Raw genomic sequence first — 20,378 nt, 5'->3', positions numbered from 1 at the left:
AGTGCAGCAGCGACTGGTGTTGTGCCGCCGTGCGCGCTGGAGCCGTCCGCGCCGCCATCGGCTCAACGCTTTTGCGTTCCCCGGGCAGCATCAGACCCATGCAATAGTCGCGCAGCGGTCTCGTCCGCTCCACGTGACCGATCACGCTTCCAAGTCCGGCTACATACTCCGCAAACCGCGCTTCGCTATCTCCACCCTGATCGAGATTCATCTGGCCCTCCGCGCGCCAAATATTGAATCTCCACAATTACTTGATTCTCAGCCTCAATGACTGCGACCGTCTGACTCAGTACGACTAGCGAAGCTTAATCCGCCGATTTGCCCGAGTGGCAGGCGCTGCGGCGCAGCGCTACGCGCCGCACCGCAGCCGGGACACGGCCGTCACAATCCCAAGTACGCCTTTCTTACATCCGGATTGACGCTGATCTCCGCGGCGCTGCCCTGCATCAGGACGCGGCCGGTTTGCAGGATGTAGGCGCGGTCAGCGATTTCGAGGCATTCGGACATGCGCTGCTCGACGATCAGCACGGTCATCCCGGCATCGCGGATGCGCTTCACGGCCTGGAAGATTTCATCGACCAGTTTTGGCATGATGCCCTGCGACGGCTCATCGAGCATCAACAGCCTTGGCCGCGTCATCAGCGCGCGGCCGATCGCCAGCATCTGCTGCTCGCCGCCGGAGAGCGTTTCGGCTCGCTGCTCCAACCGCTCCTGCAGGCGGGGAAATAGTTTGAACACGAGATCGAGCGGCGCCTCGCGGTTCGCCTCGCCGCGATAGAGATAGCTGCCGAGCCGCAGATTGTCGCGCACCGACAGGCGCGGAAACAGCCGGCGGTTTTCCGGCACATAGGCGATGCCGCGCGAGGTGATGACGTGCTGCGCCATGCCGTCGATGCGGGCATCGTCGAACGTCACGGTGCCCGAGCGCGGACGCTCCGCGCCGGCGATCGATTTCAAAAGCGTCGACTTGCCGGCGCCGTTGGCACCGGCGACGCAGACGATCTCGCCCTTTGCCACCTCGATCGAGACCGCCGAGATCGCGACCAGGCCCTGATAGGCAGTGGTGACTTCATGCACCGACAGCATGACGGTCTCCCAGATAGGCGGTGATGACTTTCGGGTCGCGGACGACGTCGGCAGGCTTGCCCTCGACCAGCACCTTGCCGAGGTCGAGCACGATGGCGCGGTCGACCAGCGGCATCACGATTTCCATGACATGCTCGACCATCAACACGGTAACGCCGGTGTCGCGCACCTTGCGTACCAGTTCCACGCCCGTCTTGGCTTCGACCGGCGTCAGTCCCGTGAGCACCTCGTCGAGCAGCAACAGTTTCGGCTCGGTCGCGAGCGCACGCGCCACCTCGAGCCGGCGCTTTTCGGACGGCACCAGATCGCTGGCAAGCACGTTGGCGCGCCGCCCGAGGCCGCAGAACTCCAGCACCTCATGCGCCTTGCGACGGGCATCGCGCATCACGGTGGTGCGAACCAGCGCACCGACAATGACGTTGTCGATGACGGTCATGGTCTCAAAGCTCTTCACGACCTGGAAAGTGCGGCCGATGCCGCGCTGGCAGCGCTCGGCAGCCGGCAATGCAGTGACGTCCTCGCCGTCGAAAATGATCGAGCCCTGGGTCGGCGGCAGCACGCCCGCGATCAGGTTGAACAGCGTCGATTTGCCGGCGCCATTCGGGCCGATCAGGCCGACGATCTCGCCGCGTCCGACCGAGATCGAGACATCGCTGTTGGCGATCAGGCCGCCGAAGCGCTGCCACACGCCGCGGGTTTCCAGAAGAGGCGTTGTCATCGCGCCACCTCCTTGCGCTTGGGCGAGAACAGTCCGACGAGGCCCTGCGGCCGCGCCAGCGAGATCGCAATGATCAGGCCGCCATAGACGATGAGGTCGACGCCTCGGCCGGAACCGCCGATGAAGGAGCGTGTCAGCTCCGTGAGCGGGATCAGGATGATCGCGCCCAACAGCGGTCCCCATAGCGTGCCAATACCCCCGAGCACTGCGGGCAGCGCCATCAGCAGCGAGAACTGGAAACCCATCACGCTTTCAGGATCGATGTAGGAGACGAACTGCGCATAAAAACTGCCGCCGACGGCGACCAAGAAAGCGGACACGGCCGCCGCGCCCATCTTGGAATTGAACACGACCACGCCAAGGCTCTCGGCGGCGTCCGGATTGTCCTTCACGGCGCGCCACCAGTAGCCCCATTTGGAATCTTCCAGCCACCAGGTGACGAACCAGGCCACGCAGGCCAGCGCCAATGCAAAGTAGAAATACGGCAGCTTGCTGCGCGTGAACTGAAACTTGAGCCAGCTGTCGCCGCGCACGGGGATATCGATACCTAGCGCGGCACCTGCCCAATCCCAGTTGTGGAACAGCAAAAGCCCGATCTCGGCGATGACGATGGTGGCGATGACGAAATAATGCCCGCGCAGCCGGAAGCAGGGATAGCCGAGCGCCATTGCAATGATTGCAGAGATGATGCCGCCGCCGAGCATGCCAAACCACGGCAGCACCCCGAACTTGGTGAACAACAGCGCGGTGGTATAGGCGCCAATCCCGAAATACAGCGCGTGCCCAAGCGAAATCTGTCCGCAATAGCCGGAGAGGATATTCCAGCTCTGCGACAGCGCGCCATACATCAAGGTGAGCACCATGATGTTCTGGACGTAGACGTCCTTGACGAACAGCGGCACCACGGCCGCGATTGCCGCCAGACAGAATGCGACAACGAGATCGCGGCGGCGGCGCCCTGCAAAGCTGGTATCCATCACATCGATCCGAACAGGCCGCGCGGCCGAATAAAGACGACTAGCAGATAGACCGCGTAGATGCCGACCGACTTGAGCGAGGGCGGCAGGATCAGCGCGGTGGTAGCCTCGACGAGGCCGACCAGGATACCGCCAGCAAAGGCGCCAAACACGCTCCCGAAGCCGCCGAGCGCTACCGTCACATAGGCGATCAGCGCGAACGAGGCACCAACGTCGGGGTAGATGTAGAAGAAGATCGCCATGACAGCGCCGGACAGGCCCACCAACGCCGCGCCGAGACCCCAGCCCAATGCAAACACCTTGTTCTTGTCGATGCCGACCAGCGCCACCGCGCCGGCATCCTCGCGGGTTGCCTCCAGCGCGCGTCCGAAATCCGTGCGGTTGATGAAGAGATACAGCGCGCCGAAGGCTGCGATCGCTAGCAGGGCTCCGACCAGTTGCGGTACGGGCAGGAAGATGCCCGCCACCGAGACCGTCTTGCCGCCGAGCCACGAATTGGTGACGCTGCGGTAATCGGGCGTGAAGAAGTACTGCGCCAGGCCGCGCATGACGATGGCAAGGCCAAAAGTCGAGAAGATCTGCACCATGCCGGCGTTGGCCTTGGCGCGCACGGCAAAGCGCACGATCAGCAGATAGACCACGGCTCCGAACACAAACAGCGCCGCCGCGACCAGCGGCGCCGACAGCAACGGGTCGATTGCGAAGAATGCGAACAGGAAGAATGTCACGTACATCGCGATCATCAGGAATTCGCCGTGCGCGAAGTTCACGACGTCCATCAGGCCGAAGATCAGCGCAAGGCCAACCGCGATAAGGCCGTAGAGCAAGCCCATCAGAAGGCCGCTCGCCAGGCTTTGGATAATGGTTTCGGCGGTCACCGGGTCGCCCCCATTGCTCGTCGTCCCTGCGAACGCAGGGACCTATAACCACTGGAGTCGCATTTGAAGGAAGGATGTGAGGCCACGGTGAAACTGATGCTCCTCGGCGTATGGGTCCCTGCGTTCGCAGGGACGACGCTGCATTTACGATATCTCTTCAGAAGCGTCCGCCTTATTTCATCGGCCAGGACGCTTCCGCGACTGCGGCCTGCGTCGGAAAGATGGTGACGAACTTGCCGCCGACATACTGCAACAGCACAGGGTCCGCGTCGTTGTTCTGGCCCGTTTCGTCGAATTTAACGCGCTTCCAGGGCATGATCGTGACATCGCCGGGCATATCAGTAGCGACGAGCGCCTCGCGAATCTTGTCGCCGTCCGTCGACTTGGCGCGGTTGATGGCATCCGCCATCACGATCAATCCCATGAACTGCCGCGACGAATAGTCGTTGAAATCCTTGCCGGAACGTTCCTTGAACATGTCATTGATCTTGCCGACCATCGGCCGCTTGGCCGCGAGGTCGAGCGAGAAGCTGCCGCGCGAGATCACGCCTTCGAGCTTGTCGCCGACCGCATCATAGAGCGCCTTTTCGGAGAAGCCGGCGTCCTGCGCCACGATCGCGTTTGGTTTGTAGCCGAGCTCGGCCATGGTCTTGACCAGCAGGATGCCGTCGGTGGTGTAGCTCGAAGGCATCAGCACGTCGGCGTTCGCAGCCTTCAACTGCTGCACCTCGGCGGTCAGCGACGGCGAGTTGGCGCGGTACTTGATGTCGGAGACGACCTTGTAACCACGCTCCTTCGCCAGCTTGAGCTGTGCGTTGGAGGAGTCGGTACCAAAGATAGTGTCCTCATGGAATAGCGCCAGCGTCTCGATTTTGGTGCCCTTCTTCTTCATCGCATCGAAGAAATCGAACATCGCGGTCGAGAACATCTCGTCATGCGGCGCGGCACGGAAATAGAACTTCAGGCCGCGGCGGTGCAGGCTCGGCGAGGAATTGTCCGCCGAAAGGAACGGAATCTGATAGCGTTCGCAGATCTGGCTGACGGTGACGGCCACCGAGCTCTGATAGGTGCCGATAACGGCACATACTTTTTCCTGCGTGATCAGACGCTCGGCTTCCGCGCGGCCCTTTTGCGGATCCGCCTGATGGTCCGCGAACACGAGCCGAATCTTGGCGCCGCCGAGGCCCGGCAGCCCCTCACCCTTCGCCAGCGGCAGGCCGAAATCATAGTTCTTGTTGATGAGGTCCGCTGCGGTCTCAAAGGCCTTCTGCGCGTCGACGCCGATCTGTGCGCTGGCGCCCGACAACGGATAGATCACGCCGATCACCACTTCGGCAGTTTGCGCGCGGCTTGTGAGCGGCGCGAAGGCGGCAGCGGCAGTGGCTCCAAGCAGCACATTTCGGCGCGTGATGTTCATGGCGGTATCCTCTGTTGGTCGGCAACTATCGATGAAACGGTTGATGGTTACGGTAAAGCCTCAATGCGTGGCATTGATTGCATCAAAGCACGGCAAGTTGTTTGTTCATGAGATCGGTCACCAGCATCAGTCCGGGCGCGTGCGTGATCGCAAACGGGACCTTGGCGGCCGCGATCACCGATTGCGGCGTGACGCCGCACGCCCAGAACACCGGAAGCTCGTCCGGCCCGACTGGCACCGGATCGCCATAGTCGGGCTTATTGATGTCGGCGATGCCGATCGAATGCGGATGACCGAGATGCACCGGCGCGCCGTGCACGGCGGGAAAGCGCGAAGTGACCTGCACGGCGCGGATGGCGTCTGCCGGCTTGAACGGCCGCATCGATACGACCATGGGACCTGCGAACGGGCCCGCCGGGCTGCACGCGATATTGGTGCGGAACATCGGCACGCGAACCTTGCGCTCGATGTGGCGGATCGGAAGCCCCTCGTTCAGCAGCGCCTCTTCGAACGAGAACGAACAGCCGATGACGAAGGTGACGAGGTCATCGCGCCAATGCGTCATGATGTCGGTCGGCTCTTCTACCACCTCGCCGTCGCGCCAGACGCGATAGCGCGGCAGGTCGGTGCGGATATCGAGGTCGATACCGAGCGCCGGGATGTGGGGATCGCCGACATCGGACATGCCGATGATCGGGCACGGCTTGGGATTGAGCTGGCAGAACCGGTGAAAGGCGCTCGCGAGTTTTTCCGGCAGGATCGCGAGGTTGCCCTGGACGAAGCCGTTGGCGACACCGGCCGTTGACGAGGACATGCCGCTACGGCAGGCATGCCGGGCCGCCACGCTCGGCGATAAATCCGCCGTATCGTGACCGGGCCGTTCCGTCCTCGCCAAGCTGGTCATCGTTGTCCCCGCTTCCATTCTTGTCGACATCCACTCCCGCATATGGCTATGATAATGTCTAATCGTCTTTTTTAATCAAGTTAAATAAGTACAACTTATCGATGTGCGGCCAGAGGGTGCATGACGGATTTCAAGGCAATTGAGACTTTCATGTGGGTGGTGACGCTGGGCAGCTTCCGCGGCGCGGCCCAGAAGCTCAACACCACCCAGCCTGCGATCTCGCAGCGGATTGCCCAACTCGAACGCGAGGTCGGCGTGAAGCTGTTACAGCGCGACCGCCGCATGGTGCTGCCGACGCCGAGCGGACGGCAGTTGATGGTTTATGCCGAGAAGCTGATCGGATTGCGCTCGGAAATGCTCGCCGTGGTCGGCGATCGTTCGGCGATGCGCGGCGTGCTGCGGCTCGGCGTCGCCGAAACCATCGTGCACACCTGGCTGTCGCAGCTCATAAAGAGCGTCAATTACGCCTATCCCAACCTCTCGCTCGAAATCGAGGTCGACATCACCTCGAACTTGCGAACGCGGCTCTTGGCGCAGGAGATCGAACTCGCGTTTCTGCTCGGGCCCCTAACGGCGCCGAGCGTCAGCAATCGCGTGCTGTGCGACTATCCGGTCGGCTTCCTCGCCAGCCCTTCGTTAGGGCTCGGCATGCGCCAACTGACGGTGCATGATCTCGCGAAATTTCCGATCATCACCTTCCCGCGCAAGACGCCGCCCTACGAGGTCGTGCGCTCGCTGTTCAACCGGCCGGACCTGCCGCCGATCCGCCTGCACGCCAGCGCCTCGATCGCAACCGTCATCCACATGGCGATCGAAGGGCTCGGCATTGCGGTGATTCCGACCGCGATCGTTGAAAGCGAAATGGCCGACGGACGTCTGCAATTGCTGTCGACCGACGTGCAATTGCCGTTGCTGACGTTTTCGGCAAGTTGGCTGGCTTCGCCCGATACGGTGGCCGTGGAACGCGTGGCCGAGCTCGCGGCCAATCTGGCGCGGGGCAGCGTCATTGTTGACGCGCCGCCGCAGGCGCGTCATTGAAATTCGAACAAGAGCGACAAGTGCCCGTCCACCTGATTCCGGAATGATGCATGACCAAGATCGGCTCCAACCTGCAAATCGATTCCGCCCGGCTTTGGGGCACGATCCACGAAACCGCCAAATTCGGCGCGACGCCCAAGGGCGGCGTGCGCCGGTTGACGCTCGGGCCTGAGGACAAGCAGGTGCGCGACTGGTTCCGGAACGCCTGCGAGGCCGCGGGGCTGGAAGTGCATGTCGATGCGCTGGGCTCGATGTTTGGCCTGCGCAAGGGACGCGACATGTCGAAACTGCCGGTTGGGCTCGGCTCGCATCTCGACACCCAGCCGACCGGCGGCAAATACGACGGCGTGCTCGGCACGCTGGCGGCGCTGGAAGTGGTGCGTACACTCAACGATGCCGGCATCGAAACCGAGACGCCGATCTGCATCTGCAACTGGACCAACGAGGAAGGCTCGCGGTTTGCGCCGGCGATGATGGCTTCCGCCGCCTACGTCGGCGATTTCACCACCGACGACATTTTGTCGCGCAAGGATGCCGAGGGCATCACGGTGGCGCAGGCGCTCGACAGCATCGGCTATCGCGGCCAGACCGCGGTCGGAACGCAGAAATTTTCAGGTTTCGTCGAGCTGCACATCGAACAGGGGCCGATACTGGAGGCCGAGAACAAGACCATCGGCGTGGTCGATTCCGGTCAGGGCGTGTTGTGGTACGACGGCAAGATCACCGGTTTCGAGAGCCATGCCGGTTCGACGCCGATGCCGCTACGCCGCGACGCGCTGGCGACGCTGTCGGAAATCGTGCTGGCGATGGAAGCAATCGCGAAGAAGCACGGCCCGAAGGCGGTCGGCACCATCGGCGAGGCCGTGATCGCCAATCCCTCGCGCAACGTCATTCCAGGCGAGATCGCCTTCACCGTGGATTGCCGCAGCGCGGATGCCGCCATCATGGACGCGCTGGATAAGGATTTGCGCGCTGCCATCGCCGAGATCGCGGCGCGACGCAAGGTCAAGGTCCAGTTCGATCTGATCTGGCGCAAGCCGCCGACCCATTTCGATCCCAAGCTGGTGGATGCGGTGGAGAACGCCGCAAATATGCTCGGCTATTCGCATCGCCGCATCACCTCCGGCGCCGGGCATGATGCCTGCAACCTCAACACCGTGATGCCTGCCGCCATGGTGTTCGTACCCTGCAAGGACGGTATCAGCCACAACGAGCTGGAGGACGCGACGCAAGCCGATTGCGCGGCGGGCGCCAACGTACTGATGCATACCGTGCTGGCTCTGGCCGGCGTCGCGTCCTGATATCAAAACAAGAAACGGGGGGAATGCCGTGCGCGGAGTTTTTGTCGACGCCAATGAATCGCTGGCCGTGATCTTTGAGCGGCTCCAGAAGCCCGGCGATCCCGAGGTGCTGATACACCGGAATCCCGATATCACTTCGGATCAATATCCCAAGATACTCGACGGCGCCGAGATTGCGATCGTCGACCACACGACCCTGCCGACCGAAATTGCGAAGAAATGCACGGGGCTGAAGCACGTGGTGTTTCTCGGCACCGGCGCACGCAGCTACATGAATCCGGAAGAGCTCGCTGAACTCGGTATCGCCGTGCACCTGATCAAGGGCTATGGCGACACGGCGGTCGCGGAATGCGCTGTTGCGCTGATGTGGGAAGGCGCGCGCGGCCTTGCCAAGATGGATCGCGGCATCCGCGCCGGCAACTGGCTGCGCGATGACGGCATGCAACTGACCGGCAAGACGCTCGGCCTGATCGGTTTCGGCGGCATTGCCGCAGAAGTCGCCCGGATCGCGATCGGCTCGGGCATGCGCGTCATCGCCTGGAACCGGTCGCCGAAGAAATTTCCGAAGGTCGAGTTCGTCGATCTCGACGAACTCTTGACCGAGAGCGACGTGGTTTCGATCCACCTGCTTTTGAACGACGAGACGCGCGGTCTGATCTCGCGCGCCTGCATCGAGGCGATGAAACCCGGCGTCATCCTCGTCAATACCGCGCGCGGCGCGATCGTCGAGGAAGAGGCGATGATCGACGCGCTGAAATCCGGCCAGATCCGCCATGCCGGGCTCGACGTCTTTAACGTCGAGCCATTGCCGGCGGATCATCCGCTGACCAAGCTGCCGAATGTGACGCTGTCGGCGCATTCGGCGTTCCGCACGCCGGAAGCGAGCGAGAATTTGATGCGCGCGGCGTGGGAGCATTGCCGAAGGATTGTGAGGGGGTGACCCCTCTCCGTCGTCTCGGGCGAGCGAAGCGCGCCCCGGGAACCGACAGCCGCCGATGGTTATATCGCGCCGGGTTGGAGCCAGAGCCGATACGAATAGCGAACGGCTGTGGTTATGGGTCCCTGCGTTCGCATGCGTTCGCAGGGACGACAGCAATGAATGCTAATCCACCATCTCCGCCACTGCCTTGCCGCAGGCCACCGTGTCGGCATTGCCGCCGAGATCCCGCGTGCGCAACGTGCGTTCGCCGAGCGTGCGCTCGATGGCGCCGACGATTGAAGCTGCGGCCTGCTTCTCGCCGAGATGCTCCAGCATCATCGCACCCGACCAGATCATGCCGATCGGGTTGGCGATGCCTTGGCCAGCGATATCTGGCGCCGAGCCGTGCACCGGCTCGAACACGGACGGAAAATTGCCTTCCGGATTGATGTTCCCCGAGGGTGCGATGCCGATCGTGCCGGTGCAGGCCGGGCCGAGGTCGGAGAGGATGTCGCCGAACAGGTTGGAACCGACCACCACGTCGAACCAGTCGGGATGCAGCACGAAGTTCGCGGTGAGAATGTCGATGTGGTACTTGTCCCACTTCACAGCAGGATACTTCTGCGCCATCGCTTCCACGCGCTCATCCCAATAGGGCATGGTGATCGAGATGCCGTTCGACTTGGTCGCCGACGTCAGGTGCTTCTTCGGGCGCGACTGCGCCAGATCGAACGCGAATTTCAGGATGCGGTCGACGCCGGTGCGCGTCATCACGGTCTGTTGCGTGACGAATTCTCGGTCGGTATCGGGGAACATGCGGCCGCCGACGGAGGAATACTCGCCTTCGGTATTCTCGCGCACCACCCAGAAATCGATATCGCCGGGCTTGCGGTTGGCGAGCGGCGACGGCACGCCGGGCATCAGCCGCACCGGGCGCAGGTTGACGTACTGGTCGAACTCGCGGCGAAACTTGATCAGCGAGCCCCACAGGGAGATGTGATCGGGGATTTTCGCCGGCCAGCCGACCGCGCCGAAATAGATCGCATCATGCTTGCCGATTTTCGCCTTCCAGTCCTCCGGCATCATCTCGCCGTGCTTTTCGTAATAGTCCCAGGAGGCGAAGTCGAAATGATCGAAATGCACGGCGACGCCGTGCTTTTTCGCCGCCGCCTCGAGCACGCGCAGCCCCTCCGGGATCACTTCCTTGCCGATGCCGTCACCGGGAATGACCGCGATCCGATACTGCTTTTTGGCGCTGCTCATCGAGAGTTTCCTTGTTGTCTTAGCCCGGCCGCTAATGCCGGTTATTTGATCGGCTTGCAATGGACCAACTCTGCCTGCCGCGCAACGCTGCACTGCAATGTTGACCGAGACGGCGCCTGCCGCTTACCAATTTCGCTGACCGTCTTCCACCCTCCTCTCACCACACGAGAATTCCATGGACCTGCATCTGCGCGGCAAGCGCGTTCTGATCACCGGCGCCTCCAAGGGCATTGGCGCGGCTGCGGCCGAAGCCTTTGCCGAAGAGGGCTGCGACGTCATGCTGGCCGCCCGCAACGGCGAGCAGTTGGAAGCGCTGGCCGAGCGGCTGCGCTCGGCACACCAGATCGGCGCTAGCGCCCATGTCGTGGATTTGCGCAAGGGCGAGGACATCGCAAGGCTCGCCGAAGAAGCCGCTGATATCGACATCCTCGTCAACAATGCCGGCGATATCCCCGGCGGCTCGATCGAAAAGATCGACGAGGCGGCCTGGCGGCATGCCTGGGAACTGAAGGTGTTCGGCTACATCAACCTCACCCGCTCCATCTACGCCCAGATGAAGGCGCGAGGGCACGGCGTTATCGTCAACGACATTGGAGCTGCCGGTGAAAAGTTCGACGCCAATTACATCTGCGGCAGCGCCGGCAACGCTGCGCTGATGGCATTCACCCGCGCGCTCGGGGGAAAAAGCCTCGCCGACAACATCCGCGTGGTCGGCATCAATCCCGGCCCTGTCGGCACCGAGCGTCACGTCACGCTGTTGAAGACGCGGGCAAAGAACCAGTTCGGCGATGAAAGCCGCTACAAGGAATTCCAGAAGAGCCTTCCGCTCGGCCGCCCCGCGCACGCGCGCGAGATCGGCGACCTCATGGCGTTTCTGGCGTCTGATAGGTCGGGGTATACGTCGGGTGTGATTTTTACGGTGGATGGGGGGCATACGTCGGGGTGGGGCTAGGATACGTCAGCGATCAGCCGCCACCGTCATTGCGAGGATCCGCGAATGCGCGCCCGATGACAGGCTCCGCGACGAAGCAATCCATTCTTTCCTTTTGCGGAGCGATGGATTGCTTCGCTTTGCTCGCAATGACGGCTTAGGCCGGCCATGCGCTATCTCCGGTCGGCCACAACTTCCATGTGTTTCCACTTTGCCGGAAAATGTTCTACAGCACCATCTGCGGCGAAGAAACGGAAACGGAGATAGCGAAGTGGCTGATCAGGGGCTGATGCGTGAGACGGCGGTTGCCATCGTCGGCAAGCTGAAATCGGGCGAAGTCACTCCCCTTGATCTGCTGGACGTGCTGGAAAAGCGCATCGCCGAGGTGGACGGCAAGGTCAACGCACTGCCGACGCAGTGCTTCGATCGCGCCCGCAAGCACGCCACTTCGCTGATGAAAAAGCCGGTCGCCGAGCGCGGCCTGCTCGCCGGCCTTCCGATTCCGATCAAGGATCTCACCGCCGTGGCGGGCGTCCTGACCACGCAGGGCTCGCCGATCTATAAGGATGCGATCCCCACCAAGTCGGACATCCTCGTCGAGCATCTCGAGAATAATGGCGGGGTGATCTACGCCAAGTCGAACACGCCGGAATTCGGCGCCGGCGCCAACACCTTCAACGAAGTGTTCGGCCCGACGCGCAATCCCTGGGATACGTCGCGCTCCGCCGCAGGTTCTTCGGGTGGCGCGGCGGTCGCGCTCGCGACCGGCACCGCATGGCTGGCGCACGGCTCCGACATGGGCGGTAGCTTGCGCAACCCCGCGAGCTTCTGCGGTATTGTCGGCCTACGCCCGAGCATCGGCCGCGTCGCACATACCCCGATCGCCGCAATCGATCGCAATCTCGGCGTCCAGGGCCCGATGGCACGCAATATCGAAGACGTGGCGCTGCTGCTCGATGTCATGAGCGGCGAGCACCCCGCCGATCCGCTGTCGCTGCCGGCGCTGCCGACCTCGTTTCTCGCAGCCGCTCGTTCCGGCAACAAGCCGAAGCGTGTCGCCTATTCGCCCGATCTCGGAATCACGCCGGTCGATCCCGAAGTCGCCGCTGTCACCCGCAAGGCAGCGCAGCGCTTCGTGGAGCTAGGTGTCATCGTCGAGGAAGCCCATCCCGACTTGCGCGAGGCCCATGAATGCTTCCACGTGCTGCGCGCCTTCGATTTTGCGCTCTCCAAGGCGGCGCTGCTGCGATCAAAACGCGATCTGCTCAAGCCCGAAGTGATCTGGAATATCGAGGCAGGCCTCAAGCTGACGGTCGAACAGATCGAGCGCGCCGAGGCGCAGCGCGTCGCGATGACCGCGCGCACGCTGGAATTTTTCGAAAAATACGATCTGTTGCTCGCGCCTGCGACGATCGTGCCGCCCTTCCCGGTCGAGCACCGCTATGTCGCCGAATGCGGCGGCAAGAAGTTCGACAATTACGTCGAATGGCTCGGCATCGTCTACGCAATCACGCTGGTGTGCTGTCCGGCGCTGTCGCTGCCCTGCGGTTTTACCGAATCGGGCCTTCCGGTCGGGCTGCAGGTGGTCGCACCGCCGCGCGGTGAGGCGCGGCTGCTCGCCGGAGCCAAGGTGCTCGAGGATATTCTGGGCGTGCGCGGCACAACACCGATCGATCCCAAGGCACCCAAATAATTCAGATTCGACAGGACAGCGCCGCAGTCTCTCACCGCCGGTGCTCCGGTTCAAGTCCGGGAACTCCGCGCGGGCATCGCCGTTACCTTTGGTTCTGAACGGCGAGCTGATCCGCTCTCAAGGGATCGTACATCGCCTCCCTTGGAGTCCGGTCATGACCGATCAAGCCATCAAACCCGCGGACGATCACTTCGACATCAAGGACGTGGAGCGGCGGGTCAAGGCGATCTTCATCGGCTCGGTCGGCAATCTCGTCGAATGGTACGACTTCTACGCTTACACGGCATTTGCACTGTATTTCGCTCCGGCGTTCTTTCCGAACAGCGATCCGGTGGTGCAGCAACTCAATGCGGCCGTGCTGTTCGCCGCGACCTTCCTGATGCGGCCGCTTGGCGGCTGGCTGTTCGGCTTCATCGCCGACCGCTATGGCAGACGGCTGTCGCTGACGCTTTCTGTCGTCTGCATGTGTTTTGGCTCGTTGATCATCGCGGTGACGCCGACCTATGCCACGATCGGCATCGCCGCCCCCGCCATCCTGGCGCTCGCGCGCATCATCGAAGGCCTGAGCCTCGGCGGCGAATACGGCGCCAGCGCAACCTATCTCACCGAGGTAGCCGATCCCAACCATCGTGGATTCTATTCAAGCTTTCAGTATGTCACCCTGATCGGCGGCCAGCTCACCGCGATCATGGTGCTGTTGCTGCTGCAAAAGGTATTCTTGACGCCCGAACAGTTGAAGGAATGGGGATGGCGGATCCCGTTCGTGATCGGCGCCCTGCTCGCGATCTTTGCCGCCGTGATGCGGCGTAATCTGCATGAGACGGAGGCGTTCGAAGAAGCCAGGAAGGTGATAAAGCCGACGGGCTCGATCCGCGGCCTGTTGAAATATCCGCGCGAACTGTTGCTGGTGGTCGGCCTCACCGCCGGCGGCACCGCGGCGTTCTATACTTTCACCACTTACATGCAGACCTTCGTCAAGCTGTCCGTTGGCCTCACAGAGGACCAGACCACCTTCGTGATCTTCGGCTCGCTGGTCTTCGCGACCCTGTTGCAGCCGATCTATGGCGGGCTTTCCGACCGCATCGGCCGAAAGCCGCTGCTGATTTTCTTTGGGCTGGCCGGTACGCTGGCAACCGTTCCAATCCTGACCACGCTGAAGCAAGCCACGTCGCCCTTTACGGCTTTCCTTTTGATCTGCGCCGCCTGGCTCTTCGTTGCCGGCTATACCTCGATCAACGCGGTGGTGAAGGCCGAATTATTCCCGACCAACGTCCGCGCACTCGGCGTCGGCCTGCCCTACGCCATTACGGTATCGCTGTTCGGCGGCACCGCCCCCGCGGTTGCGCTCTACTTCAAGACCTTGGGGCATGAGGACTGGTTCTATTATTATCTCAGCGGCATGATCTTCCTCTCGCTCGTCATCTATGCGACGATGCGCGACACCAAACATGCGTCCGCAATGCATCGCCACGAGTGACTGTTCAGATATGGCTGACGAGAATGAGCCACCGCCGGAAAGCAAGTTGACGCGCAGCAAGGAGCGCTGGGCGCGCGAGGGCAAATTCCTCACCGGCAAGATCTCGCGGCCTGAGAAAGCGCGTCTGCCGCCGGGCCAGCATCTGACCAGGGATTGGCCGACGCTCGATCTCGGGTTGACCCCGAACATCCCGCGCGAGCGCTGGCGCCTCGACGTCTATGGCGCGGTGGAGAATCCATTGTTCTGGGATTTTGCGCAGTTTTCCGCGCAGCCGCAGAGCCAATTCGAGTCCGACATTCATTGCGTCACCACCTGGTCGCGCTACGACAATCAATGGGAGGGGATGGCGACCCGCGATCTCCTCGATGTTTGCCGGCCGCGCGAGGAAGCGCGGTTCGTGGTGCTGCATTCCCATGACGGCTACACCACCAACCTGCCGCTGGAGGATTTCGCGGCCGAGGACGCGCTGCTTGCCCATAGCTGGTCCGGCGACCCGCTGGAGCAGGAGCATGGCGGCCCGGTGCGGCTCGTGGTGCCGCATCTCTATTTCTGGAAAAGCGCGAAGTGGCTGCAAAGCATCGAGTTTCTCGCAAAGGATAAGCCGGGCTATTGGGAAGTCCGCGGCTATCACAACCGCGGTGACCCGTGGGCTGAGCAGCGATATTCAGGCGACTAGCGCAAACCGGGGGAACAGCCGTGCCGAACGAACGCTTTCAATTCACCGGCGAAGGCGGCCATCAGCTTGCCGCTGCCCTCGATATGCCGGATGGACCGGTGCAAGCCTACGCCCTGTTCGCGCATTGCTTCACCTGTGGCAAGGACGTGCTGGCCGCGAAACGCATTGCAACGGCGCTCGCCGCAAAAGGCATCGCGGTGTTGCGCTTCGACTTTACCGGCCTCGGCTCCAGCGAAGGCGAATTCGCCAACTCGACCTTCTCCTCGAACGTCGCCGACCTCGTCCGCGCGGCCGCGCATCTGCGCGAAACCCTAAGGCCGCCCACACTGCTGATCGGCCATAGTCTCGGCGGCGCAGCGATCCTTGCCGCCGCGGGGCAGATCCCGGAAGCAAAGGCGGTCGTCACAATTGCCGCGCCTTCCGATCCCGTGCATGTCACGCATCTCTTCAAGGACAGTATCGAGCACATCCGCACGCACGGCGAGGTCGAGGTCCAGCTTGCCGGGCGGCCGTTTCACATCAAACGCGAATTCCTCGACGACATCGCCGAACACAGTCTGGCGGCGCACATCGCAAAACTTCACAAGGCGCTTTTGGTCATGCATTCGCCGACCGACGACACGGTCGGCATCGACAATGCCACGAAGATTTTCGCCGCCGCCAAACATCCCAAGAGCTTTGTCTCGCTGTCGGGCTCCGATCATCTTTTGAGCGGCAAGCGCGACGGCGCCTATGTCGCCGGCGTCATCGCTGCCTGGGCCGAGCGCTACATCGAGTCCTCCGCAGCGCAGCCTGTTTCTGCCGCCAGCGCGGCGCCGCGCCACGTCGTGGTGCGCGAAACCCGCAACAGCAAATTCCAGCAGATCGTCACCGCAGGTCCTCATCCGATGGTGGCGGATGAACCCGTCGCCGTCGGCGGCCAGGATAGCGGGCCCGGGCCGTATGATTTCCTGCTCGCAGGCCTTGGCGCCTGCACGTCCATGACGATGCGGATGTATGCCGACCGCAAATCGCTGCCGCTGGACCGCGTCACCGTGACGCTGAACCACAGCAAGATTCACGCAAAGGATTGCGCCGAATGCGAGACGCGGGAGGGCATGCTGGATCAGATCGACCGGGTGATCTCGATTGAAGGCGCGCTCGACGCCGATCAGCGCGCGCGTCTGATGGAGATTGCCGACAAGTGCCCGGTGCACCGGACGCTCACGTCGGAAATCCGGATCGTGACGAGGGCTGCGGAGTAGCGGACCGGCGATGGGCCGCATGGTTTAAGACGCGCAGCTTCGCTGCGCTCCTCACCTTGAGGGGATAGACGACCTCATCTCTGGAATAAGCGCAATTGCGCTTATTCCGAAAGAGCATCGCGAAGCGATGCGTCTCGAAGGGTGAAAGCCCGGCTGTCGAAACGACCTTCTAAGCCGCGGCCAGTGGCCGAACCCGCAGTGCGCCGCGCAGACCGGCGGCGGTGCCGACGAGGATACCGGCGAAGGCAATCAGCGAAGCGAGCGCCAGTGTGGAAAATCCGGTCAGCCCCTGCCCGATCGAGCAGCCGAACGCCATGACGCCGCCGATGCCCATCAGCGCCGCACCGCCGCCCGAGCGCAGCATGTGGCGCGGCGACTGGTAGCCTTCGAGCTGAAAGCGTCCGGTCAACAGCGCCGTCACGAGACTGCCGGCGAACACGCCGAACACCGTGACGATGCCGAAATTGAGGCTCGAGCCCGTCGACAGCATGACATATTGCAGGGCGTCGGCGATCGGCGCGATAAAGGTAAGCGAGGTTACCGGCACAGGGTTAAAATCGTCGGCGCCGAGATAGCCGGTGGCGAACCAGCCGGCAGCCACCAGCAGGCCGATCACGAGACCCGCGGCGATCTGGCCCGGCGATCGCCGGAACACCGGATGCGCAAAAGCAAAGATGATCAGCGCGGCGGAGATAATCGAGGCGGCCAGCATGCGCGCGGCTGTCGCACTCAAGCCCGCGCCGGCGAGCACGGCCGGTACCGAGTTCGCGGTCGTCGTTGTCTGAGACGCCCCGACCATTGCGATGCGCGACGGGGCGATCAGGCCTTTCAGCGTCATCTGGGCGAAGATCGCCAGCACGACCACCACCACGAATGAACGGAGATTGCCGCGGCCGAGCAGCACCAGAGCGCGCGAGCCGCAGCCGTTCGACAGCACCATGCCATAGCCGAACAACAGCCCGCCGAAGAACATCACCGGCGCGGAAAATGAAGGCTGCAGATAAATCGACTTGCCGATATCGACGAGCCCGCCCGCGGCCAGCAACTGCGTCATGGCAACCGCGACGCCGATCGCCAGCGCATAAGTGCGCACCAGCCGGCCGTCGCCTTCCGACCAAAAACCTCTGAGACTGCTGAGCAGGCAAAACCCGCTCAACAAGCCCACTGATCCATAGACGAAACCGATCAGCAGTCCGCTGATGACGACGATAGTGGCACTGTCCAGCACTGGTGTTTCCCTGTCCCCTCGCGGCCGATCCAGCCGTTACCGCTCAAATAGGAAGCCATTTCAGCAGTTGCTAATATGTTGAAAACCTGGATGCGTCCACGGCCCAACCGTACATAGAATGAATCGACCGCCGAGGTTGATGGTGGCGGAATAAAACAGTTGCGCCCGACTGGAGTGGGGAAGATTTATTCTCCATGAAAAAATGGAAGGATCCCGCGCTTCCAGCGAATGCCTGTTTTCACGGCCGCAGGATTACCCTATCTCGCGATGAGCCGGCGACCGCGATGAAGGCAGCGCGAGCCTGTTCCAGCGGATAGATCGCGGCCGGCTTGATCGCGAACGGCTTGAGATGCCCACTGGCAAAGCCGGGGCTGAGTTCCCGGAGCACCGCGCCGGTCGCGTTCGATGACAGGCCGAGGGTGTCGATGCCGACATAGGTGTGCTGGCCGCGATAGAATTCCAGGATATTGAACGGCACGATGCGGTCGACCGCGGCGATCAGGATCTGCCGCCCGCGCAAGCCGAGCGATTGATGCGCGGCCTGGAAATAGGGATCGCCGACCGTGTTGAACACGATATCGGCGCCCTTGCCGCCGGTGAGTTCGCGCACGCGCGCGGCGACATCGGTCGCGGAAGCGTCGATGACCTCTACCGTTGAGTTGGTGTGGCCTTCGTAGGGCTCGCTCTTGCGCACGACGCCGATCACGCGCGCGCCATACCAGCTCGCGATCTGCACCGCCGCCTGCCCGACCTTGCCGTTGACGCCCATGACCAGCACGGTCTCGGCACTCTTCGGAATACCGGCGCGGCGCAAGCCTTCCATCGCAGTGACGAAGGGCACGCCGATGCCGGCGGCCTCTTCCCATGAAATGGTTTTGGGCTTCTCCACCACGGCGTCGGCTTCGACCACGAGATGCGTGGCGTGGGTGCCATCGCGACGAATACCGAGATCGCCCGACGAGCCGAACACCTCGCCCCCGATCCAATCCTGCGGGCCATCGATGACAACGCCAGCATAGTCGCGGCCGGGCGTGCGCGGAAAGACGGCATAGGGCATCAACCCGGTGGCGGCTTTCACGTCGGATGGGTTGACGGCGGCGGCCTTAATTTCGATCAGCAGATCGTTGTCGCCACGCGACAGCGGGCGCGTCTCGATCACGGGCGCGAGCGAAGCAGCGTCGGCGACTTTCGCCGGCAGGCGGACGCAGCGGGCCTGCACCGTGGCAGGTCGAACTTCGGGATTTTCGGCGACTGACATCAGGGATTCCCGCTCGGCTTCTGAGCAGGAGTTACCCTTTCGGCCGCTTGTCGTAAACACGTTTCGCCTTGCCGAGCGAACGTTCCAGCGTGTCAGGGGCCACCGCCTTGATGCGCGCGGTGATGCCGATGGTGTTCTTGATGAAGAGCGCGACCTTTTCGGCATGCGCGAGCAGCCCGCTGCCGTCCCAGCTTTCGGGACGGGCTTCGGCGAGCACGGTCATCTCGTCCATGCGCCCTTCGCGCGTCAGTTCGATGACGAAATGGCCGCCGCACCAGTCGGTCGCAAGCAACGCTTCCTCGATCTGCGTCGGGAACACATTGACACCGCGCAGGATGATCATGTCGTCAGAGCGGCCGGTGACCTTCTCCATGCGCCGCATGCCGGGCCGCGCGGTGCCCGGCAACAGCCGCGTCAGGTCGCGGGTACGGTACCGGATGATCGGAAAAGCTTGCTTGGTCAGCGAGGTGAAGACCAGCTCGCCCCTCTCGCCGTCGGGCAGTACCGCGCCGGTCTCCGGATCGATCACCTCGGGATAGAAATGATCCTCCCAGATGTGCAGGCCGTCCTTGGTCTCCACGCACTCCTGCGCCACGCCGGGGCCGATCACTTCCGACAGCCCGTAGATATCGGTCGCATCCATGTCGAACGCCTGCTCGATCTCGGCGCGCATCGCATTGGTCCAGGGCTCGGCGCCGAAGATGCCGAACTTCAACGACGATTTGCGCGGGTCGAGGCCTTGCCGTTTGAACTCGTCGAGAATGGCCAGCATGTAGCTCGGCGTCACCGTGATGATGTCGGGCTTAAAATCGTTGATCAGTTGGACCTGCCGCTCGGTCATGCCGCCGGAGACTGGCACCACCGTGCAACCTAATTTCTCGGCGCCGTAATGCACGCCGAGCCCGCCGGTGAACAGGCCGTAGCCATAAGCATTGTGGATGATCATCCCGCTGCGCCCGCCGGCGGCGCGGATCGATCGCGCCATCACCTCCGACCAGATGTCGATGTCGTCTTGGGTGTAGCCGACCACGATCGGCTTACCGGTTGTGCCCGAGGAGGCGTGAACGCGGACCAGCTTTTCGCGTGGCACGGCGAACATGTTGAAGGGGTAATTGTCGCGCAGATCGGTTTTTACTGTGAACGGGAATTTCGCGAGATCGGAGAGTTGTTTGAAATCGGACGGATGCACACCGGCCGAATCGAACGCCTTCTGGTAATGCGCGACATTGTCGTAGGCGTGCTGGAGCGACCAGGCGAGGCGTTTGGTCTGCAACGCCATGATCTCGTCGCGCGAGGCGCGCTCGGCCTCATCCAATTCAGCGCTGTAACCGCTTCCGCTCGATTTCAATCTTGCCATGGCCATGGCGCGT

19 protein-coding genes are annotated in these 20,378 nt (G+C 62.6%); 8 read left to right on the top strand and 11 right to left on the bottom strand.

Translation table 11 applies throughout. The features are described from left to right. The 7 genes from HCN58_RS03505 to HCN58_RS03475 all read right to left on the bottom strand — a co-directional run. A partial coding sequence (locus tag HCN58_RS03505; protein WP_171577955.1) for a transposase occupies positions 1-211 on the bottom strand: 211 nt, incomplete at its 3' end. 170 nt (positions 212-381) lie between these two features. Continuing rightward, positions 382-1,086 (bottom strand): ABC transporter ATP-binding protein, encoded by a 705-nt coding sequence (locus HCN58_RS03500; RefSeq protein ID WP_171577954.1) that lies wholly within the window; start codon positions 1,084-1,086, stop codon positions 382-384. Further along, a complete protein-coding gene (locus tag HCN58_RS03495; protein WP_171577953.1) occupies positions 1,070-1,804 on the bottom strand; it encodes an ABC transporter ATP-binding protein in 735 nt (244 codons plus the stop codon). The genes HCN58_RS03500 and HCN58_RS03495 overlap by 17 nt, the downstream gene beginning before the upstream one ends. Then, the gene (locus tag HCN58_RS03490) at positions 1,801-2,781 is read right to left on the bottom strand and encodes a branched-chain amino acid ABC transporter permease (RefSeq protein WP_171577952.1); all 981 of its coding nucleotides are present in this window, start codon (positions 2,779-2,781) and stop codon (positions 1,801-1,803) included. Before HCN58_RS03490 ends, HCN58_RS03495 begins: the two co-directional genes overlap by 4 nt. Then, a complete protein-coding gene (locus HCN58_RS03485; protein WP_171577951.1) occupies positions 2,781-3,659 on the bottom strand; it encodes a branched-chain amino acid ABC transporter permease in 879 nt (292 codons plus the stop codon). The genes HCN58_RS03490 and HCN58_RS03485 overlap by 1 nt, the downstream gene beginning before the upstream one ends. Positions 3,660-3,831: 172 nt before the next feature. After that, positions 3,832-5,076, bottom strand: coding sequence for an ABC transporter substrate-binding protein (locus HCN58_RS03480; protein ID WP_171577950.1), 1,245 nt, complete (start codon positions 5,074-5,076; stop codon positions 3,832-3,834). An 82-nt stretch (positions 5,077-5,158) separates the two neighbouring features. Further along, positions 5,159-5,980 carry a putative hydro-lyase gene (locus HCN58_RS03475; protein ID WP_171577949.1) on the bottom strand — a complete coding sequence of 274 codons (822 nt, stop codon included), beginning with the start codon at positions 5,978-5,980 and terminating at the stop codon, positions 5,159-5,161. A gap of 120 nt (positions 5,981-6,100) precedes the next feature. Between HCN58_RS03475 and HCN58_RS03470 the strand changes: the two genes are divergently transcribed. The 3 genes from HCN58_RS03470 to HCN58_RS03460 are packed head-to-tail and all read left to right on the top strand — an operon-like array spanning position 6,101 to position 9,259. Further along, positions 6,101-7,018: a LysR family transcriptional regulator gene (locus HCN58_RS03470; protein ID WP_171577948.1), complete on the top strand. Its 918-nt coding sequence runs from the start codon at positions 6,101-6,103 to the stop codon at positions 7,016-7,018. Between the two features lie 50 nt (positions 7,019-7,068). Further along, complete coding sequence (locus HCN58_RS03465) at positions 7,069-8,319, top strand: Zn-dependent hydrolase (RefSeq protein ID WP_171577947.1); 1,251 nt, start codon at positions 7,069-7,071, stop codon at positions 8,317-8,319. A gap of 28 nt (positions 8,320-8,347) precedes the next feature. Then, complete coding sequence (locus tag HCN58_RS03460) at positions 8,348-9,259, top strand: NAD(P)-dependent oxidoreductase (RefSeq protein ID WP_171577946.1); 912 nt, start codon at positions 8,348-8,350, stop codon at positions 9,257-9,259. Between the two features lie 162 nt (positions 9,260-9,421). Here the strand turns inward: HCN58_RS03460 and HCN58_RS03455 are convergent, their stop codons facing one another. After that, positions 9,422-10,501 (bottom strand): tartrate dehydrogenase, encoded by a 1,080-nt coding sequence (locus HCN58_RS03455; RefSeq protein WP_171577945.1) that lies wholly within the window; start codon positions 10,499-10,501, stop codon positions 9,422-9,424. A 175-nt stretch (positions 10,502-10,676) separates the two neighbouring features. On the opposite strand from HCN58_RS03455, the gene HCN58_RS03450 reads away from it, so the two are divergent. The 5 genes from HCN58_RS03450 (at position 10,677) to HCN58_RS03430 (ending at position 16,522) form a co-directional block, all read left to right on the top strand. Beyond that, a complete protein-coding gene (locus HCN58_RS03450) occupies positions 10,677-11,453 on the top strand; it encodes an SDR family oxidoreductase (protein WP_171577944.1) in 777 nt (258 codons plus the stop codon). Positions 11,454-11,721: 268 nt separating this feature from the next. Continuing rightward, positions 11,722-13,125 (top strand): amidase, encoded by a 1,404-nt coding sequence (locus tag HCN58_RS03445; protein WP_171578007.1) that lies wholly within the window; start codon positions 11,722-11,724, stop codon positions 13,123-13,125. Between the two features lie 154 nt (positions 13,126-13,279). Continuing rightward, positions 13,280-14,602 carry an MFS transporter gene (locus HCN58_RS03440; protein WP_171577943.1) on the top strand — a complete coding sequence of 441 codons (1,323 nt, stop codon included), beginning with the start codon at positions 13,280-13,282 and terminating at the stop codon, positions 14,600-14,602. Between the two features lie 10 nt (positions 14,603-14,612). Next, positions 14,613-15,278 (top strand): sulfite oxidase-like oxidoreductase, encoded by a 666-nt coding sequence (locus HCN58_RS03435; RefSeq protein WP_171577942.1) that lies wholly within the window; start codon positions 14,613-14,615, stop codon positions 15,276-15,278. A gap of 20 nt (positions 15,279-15,298) precedes the next feature. Beyond that, positions 15,299-16,522, top strand: coding sequence for a bifunctional alpha/beta hydrolase/OsmC family protein (locus tag HCN58_RS03430; RefSeq protein ID WP_171577941.1), 1,224 nt, complete (start codon positions 15,299-15,301; stop codon positions 16,520-16,522). Between the two features lie 169 nt (positions 16,523-16,691). Here the strand turns inward: HCN58_RS03430 and HCN58_RS03425 are convergent, their stop codons facing one another. The 3 genes from HCN58_RS03425 to paaK all read right to left on the bottom strand — a co-directional run bounded on the left by HCN58_RS03425 (position 16,692) and on the right by paaK (position 20,371). Next, the gene (locus HCN58_RS03425) at positions 16,692-17,750 is read right to left on the bottom strand and encodes a YeeE/YedE family protein (RefSeq protein WP_311966761.1); all 1,059 of its coding nucleotides are present in this window, start codon (positions 17,748-17,750) and stop codon (positions 16,692-16,694) included. Between the two features lie 238 nt (positions 17,751-17,988). Then, complete coding sequence (locus HCN58_RS03420) at positions 17,989-19,008, bottom strand: quinone oxidoreductase family protein (protein WP_171577940.1); 1,020 nt, start codon at positions 19,006-19,008, stop codon at positions 17,989-17,991. 31 nt (positions 19,009-19,039) lie between these two features. Beyond that, positions 19,040-20,371 carry a phenylacetate--CoA ligase PaaK gene (paaK, locus tag HCN58_RS03415; RefSeq protein WP_171577939.1) on the bottom strand — a complete coding sequence of 444 codons (1,332 nt, stop codon included), beginning with the start codon at positions 20,369-20,371 and terminating at the stop codon, positions 19,040-19,042. Positions 20,372-20,378: the final 7 nt, after the last annotated feature.

This window comes from Bradyrhizobium australiense (assembly GCF_013114825.1).
Lineage (GTDB): Bacteria > Pseudomonadota > Alphaproteobacteria > Rhizobiales > Xanthobacteraceae > Bradyrhizobium > Bradyrhizobium australiense.
This window is presented reverse-complemented; position numbering and strand designations above follow the sequence as displayed.